General features: G+C 66.6%; 17 protein-coding genes. 9 read left to right on the top strand and 8 right to left on the bottom strand.

From position 1 onward, the window contains the following. Positions 1–10 precede the first annotated feature (10 nt). A complete protein-coding gene (locus ACFXHA_RS22145; RefSeq protein WP_379359539.1) occupies positions 11–1,195 on the bottom strand; it encodes a serine hydrolase domain-containing protein in 1,185 nt (394 codons plus the stop codon). A 244-nt stretch (positions 1,196–1,439) separates the two neighbouring features. Between ACFXHA_RS22145 and ACFXHA_RS22140 the strand changes: the two genes are divergently transcribed. After that, positions 1,440–2,288 carry an SDR family oxidoreductase gene (locus ACFXHA_RS22140; RefSeq protein ID WP_379359538.1) on the top strand — a complete coding sequence of 283 codons (849 nt, stop codon included), beginning with the start codon at positions 1,440–1,442 and terminating at the stop codon, positions 2,286–2,288. 10 nt (positions 2,289–2,298) lie between these two features. On the opposite strand, the gene ACFXHA_RS22135 is transcribed toward ACFXHA_RS22140, so the two are convergent. Next, the gene (locus ACFXHA_RS22135) at positions 2,299–2,679 is read right to left on the bottom strand and encodes a hypothetical protein (protein ID WP_379359536.1); all 381 of its coding nucleotides are present in this window, start codon (positions 2,677–2,679) and stop codon (positions 2,299–2,301) included. A gap of 21 nt (positions 2,680–2,700) precedes the next feature. Here ACFXHA_RS22135 and ACFXHA_RS22130 point away from each other — a divergent pair, with 21 nt between their 5' ends. Beyond that, on the top strand, positions 2,701–3,288 hold the full coding sequence (locus ACFXHA_RS22130; protein ID WP_379359534.1) for a TetR/AcrR family transcriptional regulator: 588 nt from the start codon (positions 2,701–2,703) through the stop codon (positions 3,286–3,288). A gap of 67 nt (positions 3,289–3,355) precedes the next feature. Here the strand turns inward: ACFXHA_RS22130 and ACFXHA_RS22125 are convergent, their stop codons facing one another. Both ACFXHA_RS22125 and ACFXHA_RS22120 read right to left on the bottom strand, forming a co-directional pair. Further along, positions 3,356–5,260 (bottom strand): glycosyltransferase, encoded by a 1,905-nt coding sequence (locus tag ACFXHA_RS22125; RefSeq protein WP_379359532.1) that lies wholly within the window; start codon positions 5,258–5,260, stop codon positions 3,356–3,358. 126 nt (positions 5,261–5,386) lie between these two features. Then, positions 5,387–5,884: a GtrA family protein gene (locus tag ACFXHA_RS22120; RefSeq protein ID WP_379359530.1), complete on the bottom strand. Its 498-nt coding sequence runs from the start codon at positions 5,882–5,884 to the stop codon at positions 5,387–5,389. A gap of 96 nt (positions 5,885–5,980) precedes the next feature. Between ACFXHA_RS22120 and ACFXHA_RS22115 the strand changes: the two genes are divergently transcribed. The 3 genes from ACFXHA_RS22115 (at position 5,981) to ACFXHA_RS22105 (ending at position 9,650) form a co-directional block, all read left to right on the top strand. Continuing rightward, positions 5,981–6,943: a glycosyltransferase gene (locus ACFXHA_RS22115; RefSeq protein WP_379359528.1), complete on the top strand. Its 963-nt coding sequence runs from the start codon at positions 5,981–5,983 to the stop codon at positions 6,941–6,943. Between the two features lie 47 nt (positions 6,944–6,990). Beyond that, complete coding sequence (locus tag ACFXHA_RS22110) at positions 6,991–8,595, top strand: DUF2142 domain-containing protein (RefSeq protein WP_379359526.1); 1,605 nt, start codon at positions 6,991–6,993, stop codon at positions 8,593–8,595. A gap of 110 nt (positions 8,596–8,705) precedes the next feature. Next, positions 8,706–9,650, top strand: coding sequence for a hypothetical protein (locus tag ACFXHA_RS22105; protein ID WP_379359524.1), 945 nt, complete (start codon positions 8,706–8,708; stop codon positions 9,648–9,650). Here the strand turns inward: ACFXHA_RS22105 and rfbB are convergent. Further along, entirely contained in the window at positions 9,647–10,651 is a 1,005-nt protein-coding gene (rfbB, locus tag ACFXHA_RS22100; protein WP_379359522.1) for a dTDP-glucose 4,6-dehydratase, read from the bottom strand. The genes ACFXHA_RS22105 and rfbB overlap by 4 nt on opposite strands. A gap of 438 nt (positions 10,652–11,089) precedes the next feature. On the opposite strand from rfbB, the gene ACFXHA_RS22095 reads away from it, so the two are divergent. Next, positions 11,090–11,794 (top strand): hypothetical protein, encoded by a 705-nt coding sequence (locus tag ACFXHA_RS22095; protein ID WP_379359520.1) that lies wholly within the window; start codon positions 11,090–11,092, stop codon positions 11,792–11,794. A 151-nt stretch (positions 11,795–11,945) separates the two neighbouring features. Here the strand turns inward: ACFXHA_RS22095 and ACFXHA_RS22090 are convergent, their stop codons facing one another. Beyond that, positions 11,946–12,926, bottom strand: coding sequence for an alpha/beta hydrolase (locus ACFXHA_RS22090; RefSeq protein ID WP_379359518.1), 981 nt, complete (start codon positions 12,924–12,926; stop codon positions 11,946–11,948). A 204-nt stretch (positions 12,927–13,130) separates the two neighbouring features. Between ACFXHA_RS22090 and rfbA the strand changes: the two genes are divergently transcribed. Next, complete coding sequence (gene rfbA / locus ACFXHA_RS22085) at positions 13,131–14,006, top strand: glucose-1-phosphate thymidylyltransferase RfbA (RefSeq protein ID WP_379359516.1); 876 nt, start codon at positions 13,131–13,133, stop codon at positions 14,004–14,006. A gap of 3 nt (positions 14,007–14,009) precedes the next feature. Continuing rightward, on the top strand, positions 14,010–14,573 hold the full coding sequence (locus ACFXHA_RS22080; protein ID WP_379359514.1) for a dTDP-4-dehydrorhamnose 3,5-epimerase family protein: 564 nt from the start codon (positions 14,010–14,012) through the stop codon (positions 14,571–14,573). Positions 14,574–14,674: 101 nt separating this feature from the next. On the opposite strand, the gene ACFXHA_RS22075 is transcribed toward ACFXHA_RS22080, so the two are convergent. After that, positions 14,675–16,141, bottom strand: a complete 1,467-nt coding sequence (locus ACFXHA_RS22075) for an MFS transporter (protein ID WP_379359512.1) — start codon at positions 16,139–16,141, stop codon at positions 14,675–14,677. 86 nt (positions 16,142–16,227) lie between these two features. Here ACFXHA_RS22075 and ACFXHA_RS22070 point away from each other — a divergent pair, with 86 nt between their 5' ends. Next, a complete protein-coding gene (locus tag ACFXHA_RS22070) occupies positions 16,228–16,650 on the top strand; it encodes a MarR family transcriptional regulator (protein WP_379359510.1) in 423 nt (140 codons plus the stop codon). Positions 16,651–16,661: 11 nt separating this feature from the next. Here ACFXHA_RS22070 and ACFXHA_RS22065 read toward each other — a convergent pair whose 3' ends face one another. Beyond that, positions 16,662–17,534, bottom strand: a complete 873-nt coding sequence (locus ACFXHA_RS22065) for a helix-turn-helix domain-containing protein (RefSeq protein ID WP_379359508.1) — start codon at positions 17,532–17,534, stop codon at positions 16,662–16,664. Positions 17,535–17,594 lie beyond the last annotated feature (60 nt).

Genomic DNA, 17,594 nt, shown 5'->3' with positions numbered 1-17,594 from the left:
GCGGTTCCTTTCATGAGCAGAAGGCGGTGTCGAAAACCTTGACCACGGCTTCGTCGGTGGCCTTGTCGACCGGGAGCTGATTGACGGTCAGCACCACCGCGGTGCCGTCGGCGGCCACGCCGGTGTGCGTACCGAAGCCGGGGATGCTGCCTCCGTGGCCCCACACTTGCGCTCCGCACGAGATCGCCTGGTGGATCAGGCCGAGCCCGTAGCCGGAACCGGGCTGGCCGCGATCCCACGGGACGGTCTGCTTCATCTGGTCCAGCAGTGCGGCGGGCAGCAGTTTGCCACCGAGCAGCGCGGTGAAGAAGCGGTTCAGGTCGGACGGCGTGGCGATCATCGCGCCCGCGGCATCGGCCCAGGACGGGTCCAGGTCGGTGAAATCGACTCGCTGCCCGGCGGTTTCCTGATATCCGCGCGCATGCGGTCCCCGGATGCCGGTCTCGCGGGAGTCCGGGAAGTAAGTGTCGCGCAGGCCCAGCGGTGTCAGGATGCGACTGCCGATCTCCGCCGCCACCGGGCGACCGGTCACCTGCTGGACGAGCATGCCGAGCAAGACGTAGTTGGTGTTGGTGTAGACCGAGCGCGCACCGGGCTCGAAGCGCGGCGGCGAGGACATGGCGAAGTCCACGAGTTGTGCGGGTTCGTAATGACCCCAGCGAATTTCCTCGGCATCGGCCTTCAACTGCCGGGAGCCGGGTTCCGGGGTCAGCGAGGGATCGCCACCCGCCAGATAGTCGGGCAGGCCGCTGGTGTGCTGCAGCAGCTGGCGGACGGTGACGCGGTTGCCGTCATTGCCGTTGCCGTGCACCACACCCGGTAGGTAGCGCTCGATCGGGGCGTCGAGTTCGACCCGGCCCTCACCGACCAGCTGCAGCACCACGGTGGCGACGAAGGTCTTGGTATTGCTGCCGATCCGGACGCGGCCATCCTCGGGCATGGGTGCGCCGGTGCTCAGGTCGCCTTTACCGGCGGTGAGGACGTGGTGGCCCCGCGGACCGTCGATCACGACCTGTGCGCCCGGAAACCCGGCCCGGATGAGGCCGTCGAGAGCCTGGGTGACGGTGGCGTAGAGCTCCTTGCGGGCGGGTTCGCCGCGCCCGGAGTCGGTGCCGCATGCCTGGGCCGCGAGTACGGCCACCACCCCGATACCGGCCAGCACGACCCGGCCACGCGGCCGCCGCATTGCGCTCATGGAAGAGATTCCTCCTGTTCGGGCCGGTTTTTCCGGCCGATTCGAGCCTAGGAACGCGGCCGGTCGCCGCCCATGCCCCGCGCACCCGAATCGAGGTGGTGCCAGCGCTACCCCTATGCACCTTGTTGCATATCGGGCATTTCGCGCCTACTGTCCGAAGTGAGAGAAATTCCGCCCCGCTCGATCACCGAGACGCGGATGATCGAACCCGGGGGCGACACAACAGCAGACGGGAGCGGGACCCATGACCGATGCAGCCAAGCCGCTGGCGGGCCGGACCATGATCATGTCGGGTGGCAGTCGCGGAATCGGGCTCGAGATCGCCAAGCGGGCGGCGGCCGACGGCGCGAACATCACCCTGATCGCGAAAACCGATGCGCCACACCCGAAATTGCCGGGCACCATTCACACCGCCGGGGCCGAACTGGAGGCGGCGGGCGGCACGGTGCTGAAATACCTCGGCGACGTGCGGGATGACGAGGCGGTCGCGGACGCGGTACAGCAGACCGTGGCGCGCTTCGGCGGCATCGACATGGTGGTGAACAATGCCTCCGCCATCGACATCTCCCCCACCGAGATCCTGTCCATGAAGAAGTACGACCTCATGCAGGACATCAACTGCCGCGGCAGCTTCCTGCTGTCCAAGCTCAGCATTCCGGCCCTGAAGGAATCCGCGCAGGCCGGGCGCAATCCGCACATCCTCACCCTGTCGCCGCCGCTGAACCTGGACCCGAAGTGGGCGGGCATGGCGCTGGGCTACACCATCGCCAAGTACGGAATGTCGCTCACCACACTGGGTTTGAGCGAGGAGCTGCGCAAGTACGGGATCGGCGTGAACTCGCTGTGGCCGCGCACCACCATCGCGACGGCGGCGGTCAAGAACCTGCTCGGCGGCGAGGAGATGATCTCCACCTCCCGTACCCCCGACATCTACGCCGACGCCGCCTACCTGGTCCTGACCTCACCGGCCAAGGACACCACCGGCAACTTCTTCATCGACGACGATGTCCTTGCCGCACACGGCATCACGGATCTCGACAAGTACCGGGTGGTGCCCGGCGACGGACCGCTCACCACCGACCTGTTCCTCTGACAAGGGCGGCCTATGCCGGATGCACGGCCATGACGGCGATGCGGCGCAACATATCCCGCACCACCAGGCGGTGCATCCGGCTGTCGATGACCAGTGCGCGATAGATCCGGCCGTGGATGCCGGGGAAGGCGGCGTGACTGATGGCGGTGAGGCGGGTGTGGGCGGGATCTGCCTCGTCGAGCCGGAAGGTCAGGGCGTAGCGGGAGAACCAGTGCTGACCCTTCATGGCCAAGAGGCTCGGCGGGTCGGCCTCGTCGAGCTCGAATCCCCGGGGCAGTGTGTTGAGATCGTCAGGGTTCTTGCAGGTCGTGCGCAGTAGGGCGGCCCATGTCTGCGCGCGGTCGGCATTGATTACCCTGGAATGCTCATCGATATAGGGCAAACGCTCCATATAGAAGGAACGTACTAGTTCATGGCGCCTCCCCGCAAGCACGACACCGATGTGATCCTCGACGCGGCCCGCGCGCTGGTGCTGCGCGAGGGTCCCCGCGCGGCCGGCGTGGCCGCGATCGCCGCGGCCAGCGGCGCACCCGTGGGCACGCTGTATCACCGCTTCGGCAATCGCAACGGGGTGCTCATCGAAGCCTGGATCCGGGCCTTGGATCGCTTCCAATCCCGCGTGCTGGCCGCCGCCGAGGCCGACGATCCGATCGAAGCGGCCGTGGCCATGACGGCGGGCGCGGTCGCCTTCGGCCGCGAATGCCTCGAAGACGCCAAGCTGCTGCTCGAGCTGCGGCCCAGCGACCTGGTCGACGGCGCACCCGACACCGAGTTCCGGGATCGCCTGGCGCGCATGAACGAACCCCTGTTCGCGCTGCTGCACCGCATCGCGACCGGCGTCTACGGGGCCGACGGCGAACGCGAGATCGACGCCGTCAGCCGGGCCGTGGTGGATCTTCCCTACGCCGCGCTGCGCCGCCACTCCCACGCCGCCGAACTCCCGGCCTGGTTGGAAGACGACCTGGCGATCGCCGCCCGCACCCTGCTCACCACCCGCTGAAACGAAACACGGCCCACTGAAACGAAACATGGCCCGGGACAGGATGTCCCGGGCCATGTTCAGGCGATTACCGTGCGTTCTGGTCGATTCCGTAGAGGCGTTCCCAGTTCTCGCGGCTGGTCAGTTCCGGCATGGCGGCGCGCCAGCGGTTCTGCAGGTCGGGCAATTCCTTGCGGAGCTGCTTGAGCACGCGGTAGGCGCGCAGCAGCAGGCGGCGGGCGGTCGCCTTGTCACGCACGCGGACTCGGACACCGGACTGCGACGCATCGGTGACCACCACGTGGTTGAACAGGCCGACGTGCCACCAGTGCGCGTCCTCGCGGGTGATCGCGACCGGGCCGGGGATGACGCGGCCGGTCCACTGGTTGAGGGCGCGCTTGTAGAGCACCAGCAGCGGGTGGCTGGGCTCCCCGCCCGCGCGGCGAACGTGCAGGTGCGCGTTGGGAACCGGCGAGGTGGCGGCGGGATGCTTGGCCGTCTCGGGATAGTCCGAGCGCGAGCCGCGGGCCTTGGCCAGCGCCTCGATGCCGCCGTCGCGCAGCGTCTCCGGACCCTTCAGGTAGTCCTCGATGCCCTGCAGGGTGGTGTGCGCCAGGCCGTACTGCATGCCGACCAGGTATTCGCCGATCTCCCGGAACAGCTGGCGGGTAATGGTTTTCCCGTCCAGGTTGTGGTGCAGCGAGGACACGATGAGCGAGTTGCGCGAGGAGAAGTAGCGCGCCCAGTCGTCGAAGTCCTTCCAGTAGAAGTCGGCGTGCCAGACCGCGGCATTGGGGAGGGTGACGGTGACGAAACCGTTCTCCCGCGCGCGCAGGCCGTATTCCACGTCGTCCCACTGGAAGAAGATCGGCACCGGCAGCCCGATCTTCTTGACCACCTCGGCCGGGATCAGGCAGGTCCACCAGGCCTGGTAGCCGGCGTCGACCCGGCGTTCCTGATGCTTCTTGAGCATGGAGGTGTTGCGCAGTGCCTTGGCGACCTTCTGGCCGTGGCGCAGCTTGCCCAGATTCGTCTCTTCCGCACCGACATTGAGGTAGTCGGGGTTGAACAGGAACAGCATCTGCGCGCCCACCAGGGTGGGTTCCACGGTCAGATTGGCGAAGGCGTTGAGCCGCAGCACGGTTTCGGGCTCGCACAGGATGTCGTCGTCCATGAGGATGACGTCGGCGTGCTCGTTGGCGCCGGACACCTCGTAGAGGCCGCGCGTGAAACCGCCCGCACCACCGAGATTCGGCTGCCGGATGTAGCGCAGCTTGTCACCGAACTTCGGCTGGGTCTCGGTGAACAGGGCCTGATCCTGCACCAGGTCGGTGCCCTGGTCGACCACGTACACCGCGTCGATGAGCGACAGCACGGTCGCGTCCGAGGCCAGCGCCGCAACGGTATTGGCGCAGTCCTGCGCGCGGTTGAAGGTGCAGATGGCGATGGCCACCGGGCGCACGTGCTCGGGGGCGGCCGCGGTCCACGCCAGATCGGTGATCACGGCGTCACCACCGAGCGCCTCGATCTCGAGCCAGATCGCGCCACCGTCGATGTACATGTCCAGCGGCGCGTTCAGCACCACCCGACCGGTCTCCTCGACCACGGCGGTGTCGACCACGCGACGGTGCCCGGCGATATCGGAGGCGGCCAGCCGCACCCGCACCTTGCCGGTCACCTCGAGGGTCATGCCCACCTCGACGGCCGTGACCTTGGTCCAGCGCTGCCAGTAGGCGGCGGCGAAGCGACCGAAGTAGGTGTTGGTGTGGACCGACGCGCCCTTCTCCAGACGTAGCAGCTGCCGTTCCCGGGTGACCTTGCCCTTGGCGACCGCGTACAGGTCGTCACTGATCTTCGGCGCGGGACCCATGAAGATCCCGCGCGCCAACACCAGCCGTTCCGGCGCGGCGTGGTCGGCACGCAGGGTCGCCGGAGCTTCGGCGCTCTTGCGGTCCTCGTGTTCGGTCACGGCCTGGCCAGCCGACGCATCCATGAATCCCTCGACATCCTTTGAATACTTAGACACCGGCTCAATCCGACGTGGTCGCACAGCCACTGTCTCTTGCACGGCGGGGCGAGAATATCAATCACCAATCATGGTGGCAGCGCGAACCCGCACTTAGCGTTCGGCCTCGCGTGTTCCGGTGAAGACGAATTTCCCGTAAGCCCAGAATCGGAAGCCCATGGCCACTGCCTGGCCGATGAGCGTGCCGGAAACGTTGTCCGCCAACGGACTGTCCAGTCCGAGAACGTAGCGTGAAAATCCGAGGCACCCGAGTTGCAGTCCGATGGCCATCACATTCAGCAATGCGTAGATGAGGATGTGCCGGGCCCCGGTGTCACCCTCGTGGTCGGAGTAGGTCCACCACTTGTTGCCGAAATAGGTGACGACCGTGGCCACCCCGATGGAAATGATCTTGGCGAGCAGCGGCTGATGAAACAGCGGGCCCTCGCCGCCCAGGAAGACCAGCAGGTTGTAGGTGCCCGCGTCGACCACGAAGCCGATCGCACCGACCACCAGGAATGCGCCCCCACGCTGCAACAGTGCGCGGACCTTCCCGGTCACCGAGGGATTCGGGGTGGAATCACTCACCGCCATCGACTCATTCGCAGACACCGGGCGACGGTACCCCAACCCGCCGCACCCATATACCTGTGAACGTCGGGTACCCTCCCGGTGTTCATATTCGCCTCCGATCAGAGGATTGACCGGGTGGACTCCACCGAGCTTCGTATTGCCGCCATTGTGCCGTGCCACAACGAAGAGGCCGCCGTCGCGAAGGTCGTCGCCGACCTCAAGGCAGCCGTCCCGGGCATTGTCGTCTACGTCTACGACAACCTGAGCACCGATGCGACCGCCGAGAAGGCGCGCGCGGCCGGGGCGATCGTGCGCACCGAGCACCGTAAGGGCAAGGGCAATGTGGTGCGCCGCGCCTTCGCCGATATCGAAGCCGACGTGTACCTCATGATCGACGGCGACGACACCTACGAGGCGGCCGCGGCCCCCGAGATGATCCAGGCCCTGCTCGACGGTCCGTACGACCACGTGCTCGGCGTGCGCCGCGAGGTCGAGGCCGGATCGGCGTACCGGGCCGGGCACGAAACCGGCAACAAGGTGCTGAACGGTGTGGTGGGCAAGGTCTTCGGCGAGAACGTCGAGGACATGCTGAGCGGCTACCGCGTCTTCTCCCGGCGCTTCGTGAAGTCCTTCCCGGCCGTGTCGCGGGAGTTCGAGATCGAGACCGAGCTGACCGTGCACTCGCAGCACCTCGGCGTCCCGCAGACCGCCGTGCCGGTCGGGTTCCGGGATCGGCCCGCGGGCAGCGAGTCCAAACTGCGCACCTACAGCGACGGCTTCAAGATCCTGCGCCTGATCGTCGGCCTGGCCCGGCACGAGCGACCGGTGGCCTTCTACGGCCTCTTCGGCACCCTGGCCTGGATCGTGTCGGTCATCCTGATCACCCCGATCGTGGTCGAGTTCTATCAGACCCACACGGTGCCGCGGTTCCCGACGTTATTCCTCGGTTTCACCCTGCTACTACTGGGCAGCCTGGCCTGGACGGCCGGCCTGATCCTGGACGGCATCCGCCGCTCCCGGCACGAGGCCGCCCGCCTGATGTACCTGCGTTATTCCGCCGTGGGCGCGGATGACGCGGCCGCCGGTCCGACGCGATGACGGTGCTTGCTGGGCAGGACCCGAACGGCAAAGCAGAATCGGACATCGTGGTTACCGAAGCGAACGAGAAACCCGCCGTCGCCGTGCCGGAGAAGATCCCGGCCGCCGCGCCCGACCGCGCTGCGGGCAAGGCCGGACTGCGCCGCGCAGTGATCGGTGTCGAACGCCGATTCGGCTCGGCCGCACTGACTTTCCTGCTGATCGCGGGCATCTTCGGCGCGGTGTGGTCGGTGCTGACCCCGCCGTTCTGGGGCCACGACGAGATCACCCAGTTCGGGCGCGCCTATCAGGTCGCGCACGGCGGCTTCCTGCCCGAGAAGATCCACGACGACCGGGGACCGGCCTGGGGCGGCGACGTACCCGTCAGCATCGACGCGCTGATGGGTTACGCCATGCACGACTACCAGAACAATGCCGATGAGCCGGAACCCATGGTCGAGGACCCGCACGCCTACGATGCGCTCGGCGGCATGGCGGTCTCCGAGCAGACCAAGCAGGTGTGGTTCACCAATACCGCGGCCTACTCACCCGTCCCGTATCTGCCCGCCGCCGCGGGCATCCGGATCGCCGAAGCTCTCGACCTGAACGTCGGCGGCATGATGCTGGCGACCCGCTGGGCCGGGCTCGTCGCCTACCTGGCCATCGCCGGTTTCGCGCTGCGCGTGCTGCGCGGGCACCGGGTCCAGTGGCTGGCCTTCACCGTCGCGGTGCTGCCGATCGCCCTGTTCCAGGCCGGCACGGTCACCGCGGACACCGTCACCAACGCGCTCGCGCTGCTGGTGTCGGCGCTGGTGGTGAAGGGGCTGTTCCTCGGGGAGCGGCTCTCCAAGCCCGAGACCGTCGCCGCGCTCGCGACCACCATCCTGCTGCCGGTGTGCAAGCCCACCTACGTGCTGATCGCCATGCTGACCGTGCTGATCCCAGCGCGCCGCTTCGGTTTCGGCCGCGATGTCTCCGGCGCCTCCGCTATCTCCGGTGCAGGCGGCACCGCGCGGATCGCGACCTGGCAGCGCGTGCTGCCGTGGGCGGCCGCGGGCATCGGCGCGGTGTCGTTCGCGGCGTGGATGAAGGTCGCCGCGCCGACCGGCGACGGCATGAGCCTGATGCGGCCCGAGAAGGATTGGGGCAGCGTGCGTCCGGGCGACCAGCTGCACGGCATCCTCACCGATCCGGTGCATTTCCTGCGGGTGTTCGGCGACAGCATCGCGCGCCGCGACCAGCATTGGTTCATGCAGTTCTTCGGTGAGCTCGGCTTCTCCTACGTGGAGGTGCCCGCTCTCACGGTGCTGGCCTGCCTGCTGGCCTTCACCATGAGCATCGGTGTCGCCGAGCGCTTCTCACCACTGGCCGCCAACCGGACCCGTACCTGGCTGGTGCTGGCGACCGTGGCCGCCAGCGTGGCCATGATCTACGTGACCCTGTACATGTCCTTCACCCCCGTCGGCTACTTCATCGTCGACGGCGTGCAGGGCCGCTACTTCGTGCCGCTCGCGGTACTGGGTCTGGCGGTACTCCTGCGCTGGATGCCGCTACGGTTCACGAACGCGGCGGGCCGGATCCCGGTGCGCGGCATGGTGATCACCGTGGTGACGGCAAGCTCGGTCGCACTCCTCGCGGCGGTGGTCGAGTACTCCACCATCGTCTGGGGCTGAGCCTGCGTCATCTTCGGCGCTGCCTGGTCGCGATGCGTGCCGGGTGGCGCCGCTGGTCCCGGAAACGGCGAATAGCCTTGGTGTTGCTGGTTATTGCCTGCCTACTACTCATGCCAGTTGCTGGGGCCGCAGTCTTTCTGCGGCTCGAGGACGCCGGCAGCCCGTCGGACACCGCCCGGACCCGCGACCGGGACGCCCTCTGGCTCGGGCACGCCTGGGTGGATGGTCGAAAATCCGACACCGATATCGCTCAGCTGGGAATTCGGCTGGCCGGGACCGGAATCAAGGATCTGTACGTCCACACCGGGCCGCTGGAAAATGACGGCACCCTGCCCGCAGAGCTGTATCCACAGGCCCGCTGGTTCATCGACGCGGTGCATCGGACCCTGCCCGGAATTCGCGTGCAGGCCTGGCTCGGAGATGTGCTGGCCCCCGAATTCGACGGCTTGAATGCCGAGGATTCGACAACACGTGATCATGTTGTCACGACATCCACACAGGTGCTCGATCTCGGATTCGACGGCATTCACTTCGATTTCGAGCCGGTGCGCTCCGGATCGACCGGTTATCTGACCATCCTGGAGCAAGTGCGCGCCGTCACTTCCGCACGCCGGGCACTACTGTCGGTATCCGCCCCGGTTATCGATCCGCTACCCGGATTGCATTCACTCGGACTTGCGCTGTTCGGCCACGGAAAATGGTGGTCACAAGCCTATTTCGCGCAGGTCGCGCGGCGGGTCGATCAAATCGCGGTCATGTCGTACGACACCGCGATGCCGACCCGCTCGCTCTACGGCGGATATCTCGCTCAACAAACCACACTGGCGTTGCAGGTCACCGCGCCGAGCGTGGATCTACTGATGGGCCTGCCCGCATTTCGCGCCGACGATCTCGGCCATCACGCCTCCGCCGAAACCGTGGCGGCCGCCATCCGCGGCGTCCGCTTGGGTTTGGGCCGCACCGATCGCGATCGCCGCGCCTTCGGTGTCGCGCTCTATGTGGATTTCACTGCCACCGAACAGGATTGGGCGGACTACCGCTCCGGCTGGAGCTAGAGGACTTTTTCCCCGGCTTCTGCGTAGGCGGTTTCGGTGGTCGCTTTCTGTGGCCGCCACCAGGATTCGTTGTCGCGATACCACTCGATGGTGGCCGCCAGGCCCTGGCGGAAATCACGGTAACGCGGCTCCCAGCCGAGTTCGGTACGCAGCAGCGAGGAGTCGATGGCGTAGCGCAGGTCGTGGCCTGGTCGGTCGGTGACGTGGTCGAAATCGTCTGCGGCGCGGCCGAATGCCTCCAGAATCAACTCCACCACGGACTTGTTGTCGCGCTCGCCGTCGGCGCCGATCAGATAGGTCTGTCCGATTCGCCCGCGCTCCAGGATCTCCCACACCGCGCCGTTGTGATCCTCGACGTGAATCCAGTCCCGCACCTGGTGACCGCTGCCGTAGAGGCGCGGCCGCACCCCGTCGATCAGATTGGTGATCTGGCGCGGGATGAACTTCTCCACATGCTGGTAGGGCCCATAGTTGTTGGAGCAGTTGGAGATCGTGGCCCGCACCCCGAAGGATCGCACCCACGCGCGCACCAGCATGTCGCTCGAGGCCTTGCTGGCCGAATAGGGACTCGACGGGTTGTAGGGCGTGTTCTCGTCGAATGCCTTGGGGTCGTCGAGTTCCAGATCGCCGTACACCTCGTCGGTGGAGATGTGGTGGTACCGGACCTGATGCCGGCGCACCGCCTGGAGCAGCGAATAGGTGCCGATGATATTGGTCTGGACAAACGGCCACGGGTCGGCCAGCGAATTGTCATTGTGTGATTCGGCGGCGAAATGCACCACCGCGTCCACACCGCCGACCAGGCGATCCACCAGCGCGGTGTCGGCGATGTCGCCGTGTACGAACTCGATTCGATCCGCGACCGGGTCGAGGGAGGCGCGGTTACCCGCATAGGTGAGTTTGTCCAGCACCGTGACGTGCACGCCGGAACGTCGAGTCACGGTCTGTTGAACGAAGTTCGCGCCGATGAAGCCGGCGCCGCCGGTTACGAGCAGTCGCACCGGGTAAACACTACGTCGCCCCGGTCGGGATGCCATCGCGCGGTCCGGAGAAGTTGCGGTCTTTACACCACCCACCCCACCGACGTGCGCGGAATCGGACATCCGGTTGAAACATATGTACTTAATCGAAAGGCACCGACGCAGTCTAAATGTCGGAATTTGGTGTCCTCAGCGTGACATTCACACGCCAATAGTCACGACTTTCCAAGTCTGAGGTGTGACCTTCGTCACACACCGCTTCTCAGGTAACGTTCAGGCGGATCGTATATCCGCGCCAAAACCTTTACCACGCTGCACTTTTCCGATACCTTGCAGACCGCATGATCGTGATGGTGAACAAAAATTGAACGAACGGTCACGATGGGTTCACCGCTCGTTAGCTGTCCTCCATTTCGATTCGTGTTGTCCCCCCGAGCTCTTCGATGAGGTTTCAACAAAATGCTGATGAGGAAATTCGCCGCCACCGCGGCGCTGGCTGTCGCTGCCCTGGGCATCACCGCCGGAACCGTGAACGCTGCGCCCGCCGCTGACGAGAGCGCGCCGATCAACTACACCGCCACCACCACCGACACCAGCACCATCGTCCGCACGGACGCCGGCGCCATGGTCGTGGAGAACGGCAACTTCGAGATCAAGGCCGCCAACGGCACCGTCGTCGCCGGCATGCCGCTGAAGTTCCGCGTCGACAACTTCGAGTTCCCGGTCGTGGCCGACATCTCGGACCACGCCGCCACCCTGACCCCGCAGTTCGACGAGGCGCACGCGACTTACGCGCCCGTCCAGGACGTGGCCCTGCCCTACGAGGACCAGGCCCCCTGGAAGTCGGACTACGACCGTGAGCAGGCTGCCTGGAACCGCCTGAAGGACACCATCTCCACCGGTGCCACCATCGGCACCCTGGTCGGTGGCCTCGGCGGCGCGGCCGTCGGCTGCGTCCTCGGCTTCGGTGTCGCGGGTCTGGCCTCCATCCCGCTGGCCACCCTGTTCGGTGCCGGCCCGATCATCGGCTGCATGGTCGGCGCCTCGACCGTCGGCTTCCTGGGCACCCTCGCGGGCCAGCTGTTCGTGACCGCGCCGGTCGCGATCGCCGCCGCGATCCAGTACTTCTCCACCATCAACGAGCCGCACATCTCCGCCAAGTAATTCGCGGACCGCAGCTCTACGAAACGCCCGCCCGGCTCAGCCGGGCGGGCGTTTCGCTGTGTGCTGGAACAGATGTGGGGCCCGAGGTCGTACGCCCCGAGCCCCACATCATCAATCACGCTGTGCCGATCACGATTACGGCCGATCACGATTACGCGGTGCGGGCGACCTGTCCGGCCTCGATGCGCTCGCGGACGAAGCGCGCCACGTGCGCCAGGGCGGCCCGGCTCTCGGGCATGTTCGGGAAGATGGCCATGAAGGCGTGCACCTGGCCGCGCCAGATCTCCAGGGTCGCGGGCACTCCCGAGGCGGCGAGGCGTTCGGCCATGATCTCGCTGTCGCGGCGCAGCACCTCGTCCTCGGCGATGATGAGCAGCGCGGGCGGCAGTCCGGCGAGCACATTGTTGACCGGGGACAGCCGCGGATCGATCCGGCCGTCGACCTCCGCGCCCAGCTTCACCACCGATTCCAGCGCGGACAGCGGGATCAGCGCGTCGCGGTGGTAGTTGGGGTGGCGGCGCTTCTCGGTGCAGTCGAGATCCAGTGCGGGACACAGGCCGACGAGCCCGGCCGGGACGGGTAGTCCGTTGTCGCGGGCGCGCAGCGCGGTCGCGAAGGTCATATAGCCGCCGGCGGAGTCGCCCGCGAACACCACGCGGGATGCCGGCGCGCCGTGCGCGAGCAGCCATTTGTAGGCCGTGAGGCAGTCGGTGACGGCTCCGGCGATATCGGTTTCGGGGAGCTGCCGGTACTCGACGCTAACTACCGGCAACCCGGTGCGGCGGGCGAGCGAGGCGACCACAGGTCGGTGGGTGTCGAGTCCGCAGAGGAAGAAACCGCCGCCGTGCATGTAGAGCACCGCGCCATCGCGCAGCGATTTGCTCGCCCCGGCCGGCCGGACGATCTCCATGCGGAAGCCCTTGAGCTGCACCTGCTCCCGTTCCACCCCACTCGGGGACGGGCGCAACTTGGCCAGGTTGTTGATGACACCGCTGACCATCGGCATGGATGCGGCTGTGACGGGCACCAATTCGCCCATCGGCCGGATCATGGTCCGGGAGACGAGCTCGAGCATCCGCGCGGCGGCGCTGGTCCGGTTCGGATTCTGGACGGGGACGTCGTTGTGGCCCATCGCGCACCTACCTCTTTATCGGCGCGCCGAACCACGAGTGTCGGCGCTGACATCTCACATAGTGTTGTTTCAGAACACCATGAGAACGTGACCTATGCAACAGAAATGGCCGGATCCGCATCGTGGTAAACGGGCGTGATCGATTCGAAGTCCAGTCGGAACCTGCCCGTCGCGCCCACGGCCGAACTGGCAGACTCTCGTGACATGCGCGGAATCATCCTGGCCGGGGGCACCGGATCACGGTTGCACCCGATCACCCGCGGGGTGAGCAAACAGCTGGTCCCGGTGTACGACAAACCGATGGTGTACTACCCCCTCTCCACCCTCATGCTGGCGGGGATCCGGGACATCCTGGTGATCACCACGCCCGAGGACAGCGCGGCCTTCGAGCGGCTACTCGGCGACGGCAGTCGCTTCGGCGTCTCCATCTCCTATGTGGTGCAGCCGGAGCCGGACGGGCTGGCGCGGGCCTTCGTGCTGGGGGCCGACCATATCGGCACCGGCAGCGCCGCACTGGTGCTGGGCGACAATATCTTCCACGGCCCGGGCCTGGGCACCCAGTTGCAGCGGTTCCACAACCTCGACGGCGGCGCGGTCTTCGCCTACCGGGTCTCCGATCCGACCGCCTACGGCGTGGTCGAATTCGACGACGGCCGGGCCATTTCCATCGAGGAGAAGCCCAAGCACCCGCGATCCAACTACGCCATCCCGGGGCTGTACTTCTACGACAACGACGTGCTGGCCATCGCCCGCGACCTGAAACCCTCCGACCGCGGCGAATACGAGATCACCGATATCAACCGGGCTTATCTGGAACAGGGCCGCCTGCACGTGCAGGTGCTGGCCCGCGGTACCGCCTGGCTCGACACCGGCACCTTCGACTCGCTACTGGATGCCGCCAACTATGTGCGCACCATCGAGGAACGGCAGGGCCTCAAGATCGGCGTGCCGGAAGAGGTGGCTTGGCGGCTGGGCTTCATCGACGATGATCAGCTGACCAGACTGGCCGAACCCCTGGTGCGATCGGGCTACGGTAAATATCTGCTGGGTCTGCTGGACCACGGCCGAACTTGGGAGTGAGACATGGGGATTCGGGAACTGTCGGTACCGGGCGCGTGGGAGTTCACGCCCCGGCAGTTCGGCGATGAACGCGGCGTTTTCTACGAGTCGTTCAAGGCCTCGGAATTCGAGAAGACCGTCGGGCGGCCCTTCGACCTGTTGCAGGTCAATATCTCCACCTCCGCGGCGGGCGTGCTGCGCGGCATCCACTACACCGAGACTCCGCCCGGCCAGGCCAAATACGTGACCTGCGTGCGCGGGGCGTTCCTGGACGTGGTGGTTGACCTGCGCCGCGACTCCCCCACGTTCGGGAAGTGGGACGCGGTAGTCATCGACGATGTGGAGCGCAAGGCGGTGTTCCTGGCCGAGGGGCTGGGGCACGCGCTGCTGTCGCTCGAGGACAACTCGACGGTCAACTACCTGTGCTCGCTGGAGTACTCCCCCGAATTCGACCGGGACCTGGACGCTTTCGATCCGGAGCTGGCCATCGAGTGGCCGACCGTCGGGCGCGACGGCGAACCGCTGACCTTCATTCGCTCCGACAAGGACGCGGCGGCCCCGCGCCTCGCGGATCTCCGCTTGCCGTAAAGCCGTAAAACGAAGGGGCGCACCGCGTGCTGCGGTGCGCCCCTTCTCTTTTCAGGTGACCGGCCGGTCCTGTGTGAGCGGCAGTCCCGGCCGGTGAGTCACTAGCCGACCAGTTCGACCTCCCGCTCGCGGACCTCCTGGCGGCGGGCACGCAGCTTGGGGATGAACACCGTCAGGGCGACCAGGGCTCCGACGATGGAGACACCGGCGGCGAATTCCAGACCCGGGCGGTAGGTGTCGAGCATGGCCTGGGGAGTCGGATCGCTCGGCACACCCGAGGTGACGATGGCGGTGGTCACCGCGAGCACGATGGCCGCGCCGACCTGCATGGCGGTCTGCAGCACACCGGCCGCGAGGCCCTGCTCGTCATCCTCGATGCCGCTGGTGGCCTGAATATTGATGGCGGGGAAGCCGACCCAGCCGATGCCGACCAGCAGCACCGCGGGCAGCAGCACGGTCAGGTACGACGGCGCGGTGTCGATGCGCAGGTACAGCAGGTAGCCGACGGCCATGACCACCATGGTGATCGCGATGATCGGGCCGGTGCCGAAGCGGTCCACCAGCTTGTCGGAGACGAAGGCGGAGGCGACCACCAACAGACCGACGGGCAGCAGCGCCATCGACAGCTTCAGCGGCGACCAGCCCAGGGCGTCCTGCAGGTACAGCGTGGTGATGAACTGCCAGCTGAAATACGAACCGGCGACCGCGATGATGGCCAGGCTGGCCCGGACCAGGGTGGGCTTGCGCAGAATGCCCAGCCGCACCAGCGGGTAGCGAACCTTGTTCTCGGCGTAGACGAATGCCGTACCCAGCACCAGCACCGCGGCGAACGATCCGATGGTGCGAGCCGAGGCCCAGCCCGCCTGCGGCGCGGAGACCACGGTGTAGACCAGCAGCAGCATGGTGGCGGTGGACAGCAGGGCGCCGATCAGGTCGTGCCCGCCCTCTTCGGCCGGCTTGTCCTTGGGGACCAGGAAGTACGCGGAGACCAGCGCGGCGATCGCGACGGGCACCGGCAGCAGGAAGGTCCAGCGCCAGCCGAGGCCGGTCATCAGGCCGCCGAACAGCAGGCCCATCGAGTAGCCGCCCGCACCGAAGACGGTGTAGATGGACAGCGCCTTGTTACGGGCCGGTCCCTCTTGGAAATTCGTGGTGATGATGGACAGGCCGGTGGGCGCGGTGAACGCGGCGGCCAGGCCCTTGATGAAGCGGGTCAGGATCAGCAGGGCGGGCGAACTCACCAAAGCGCCTGAGAGAGAGGCGATTGCGAAGACGGCCAGGGCGATCAGGAAGACCTTGCGGCGACCCAGCAGGTCGGCGGTGCGGCCGCCCAGCAGCAGCAGGCCGCCGTAGCCGAGGACATAACCGCTGACCAGCCACTGCAGGGTGGAGGTCTGGATGTGGAGTTCGGAACCGATGGAGGGCAGCGCGACGCCGATCATCGACACGTCGAGGCCGTCGAGGAACAGCACGATGCACAGGGTGATGAGCATGCCCCAGAGCCGGCCGGTCCATTTCGCGGAGTCGGCCGCATTGCTCACTGCGGGGCGGATCTCGGTGGAAGTCACGAGAGAGGACAGTACATGCGCACGCATCAAATGCACAAGCATTTAATGCGGTTGCATGCTTCTGCTGTCAGGACTAGGATGGCCGCATGCCGAAGCCGACAGCGCCTGTCGAACGGCCCGCGGTGACGTCTCTCTCGCAGACGGAACCGGCCGGGCTCATAGATCAGTGGCGCGATCTGCTGGCCCGGCACGCGACGACCTCGTGCGCTCTGGAAAAAGAACTGCAAGGCCGCCACCACATCGGGCTCAGCGAATTCGAAACCCTCGACCGCCTCGTCGAAACCGGCAGCGACAGCTGCAAGATGGCCGACCTGGCCAATGACATCTACCTCAGTCAGAGCGCGCTCTCCCGCACGGTGGCGCGGCTCGAACGCGAAGGACTGGTGGATCGCACGCTGTGCACCGAGGATCGGCGCGCGATCTTCGTGTGCGTGACGGAGAAAGGGCGCGAACTGCATCGGCAGGCCGCGCCCACGCACCGCGAGGTGCTGGCCCGGAATCTGGGCTGAGTGCTAGCGGGTCACATCGAGGCGCGCAGCGTCTCGATCACCGGGAGTGCTTCCACCGCAACGGCATTGACCGCCGCGACCGCCTCCCGGTAGCGCTCCACCTCATGCTCCTTGTCCAGATAGGACGAGCCGGTGAAGGTTTCCACGTAGACCACCGGCGGTTCGGTGGGTTCGCCTGCCGCGGTGGGGAATTCGAGCAGCACGAAGCGGCCCGCGTCCATCCCGTGGTGATAGCCGCACTCCACCGGCAGCAGGCGCAACCGGACATTGGGCAGTTCGGCGAGTTTGCGCAGCCGATCCAGCTGACCGCGGGTGACCTCGTCACCGCCGATGCGATGCCACAGCACCGCCTCCGCGATCACCACGTCCAGGTGCAGCGGCGAGTCGGCGCGGGTGAGCAGTGACTGCCGCGCGGTGCGCACCCGCACCCGGCGGTCGAGCTGCTCGGGCGAGATGCCCGGGTAGGCTCCCGCCAGCACCGCCCGGTAGTACTGCTCGGTCTGCAAAAGCCCCGGGACCAGCTCGTTCTCGTAGCTGACCAGGCGGCTCGCGGCCTCCTCCAGACCGATGTAGACCTCGTAGCCCTCGTCGATCACATCACCGAACTCGGTCCACCAGCCGCGGGCCTTGGTTTCCCGGGCCAGCGAGGTGAGCGGTTCGATGGCGTCCTCGGGCGCCCCGTAGATGCGGCACATGGCCTCGACATCCAGGCTGCGCAACGAGGTCTGACCGGTTTCGATGCGCCAGATCTTCGCCTCGGACCATTCCAATCGCTGCGCCGCCACCCGAGTCGTCATGCGCGCGCGATTGCGCAGGTCGCGCAGGTGTCGTCCGAGCTGCCGACGCGGCACGGTCGATCCGGTAATCCCCTGCGGTAGAGCCATTCGTCCCCCTATACCAGTGTTGCGATCGCATTGTTGCACAGGAAAACTCAGCGATCCATG

This window comes from Nocardia sp. NPDC059240 (genome assembly GCF_042753865.1).
Classification (GTDB): Bacteria; Actinomycetota; Actinomycetes; order Mycobacteriales; family Mycobacteriaceae; genus Nocardia.
This window is presented reverse-complemented; position numbering and strand designations above follow the sequence as displayed.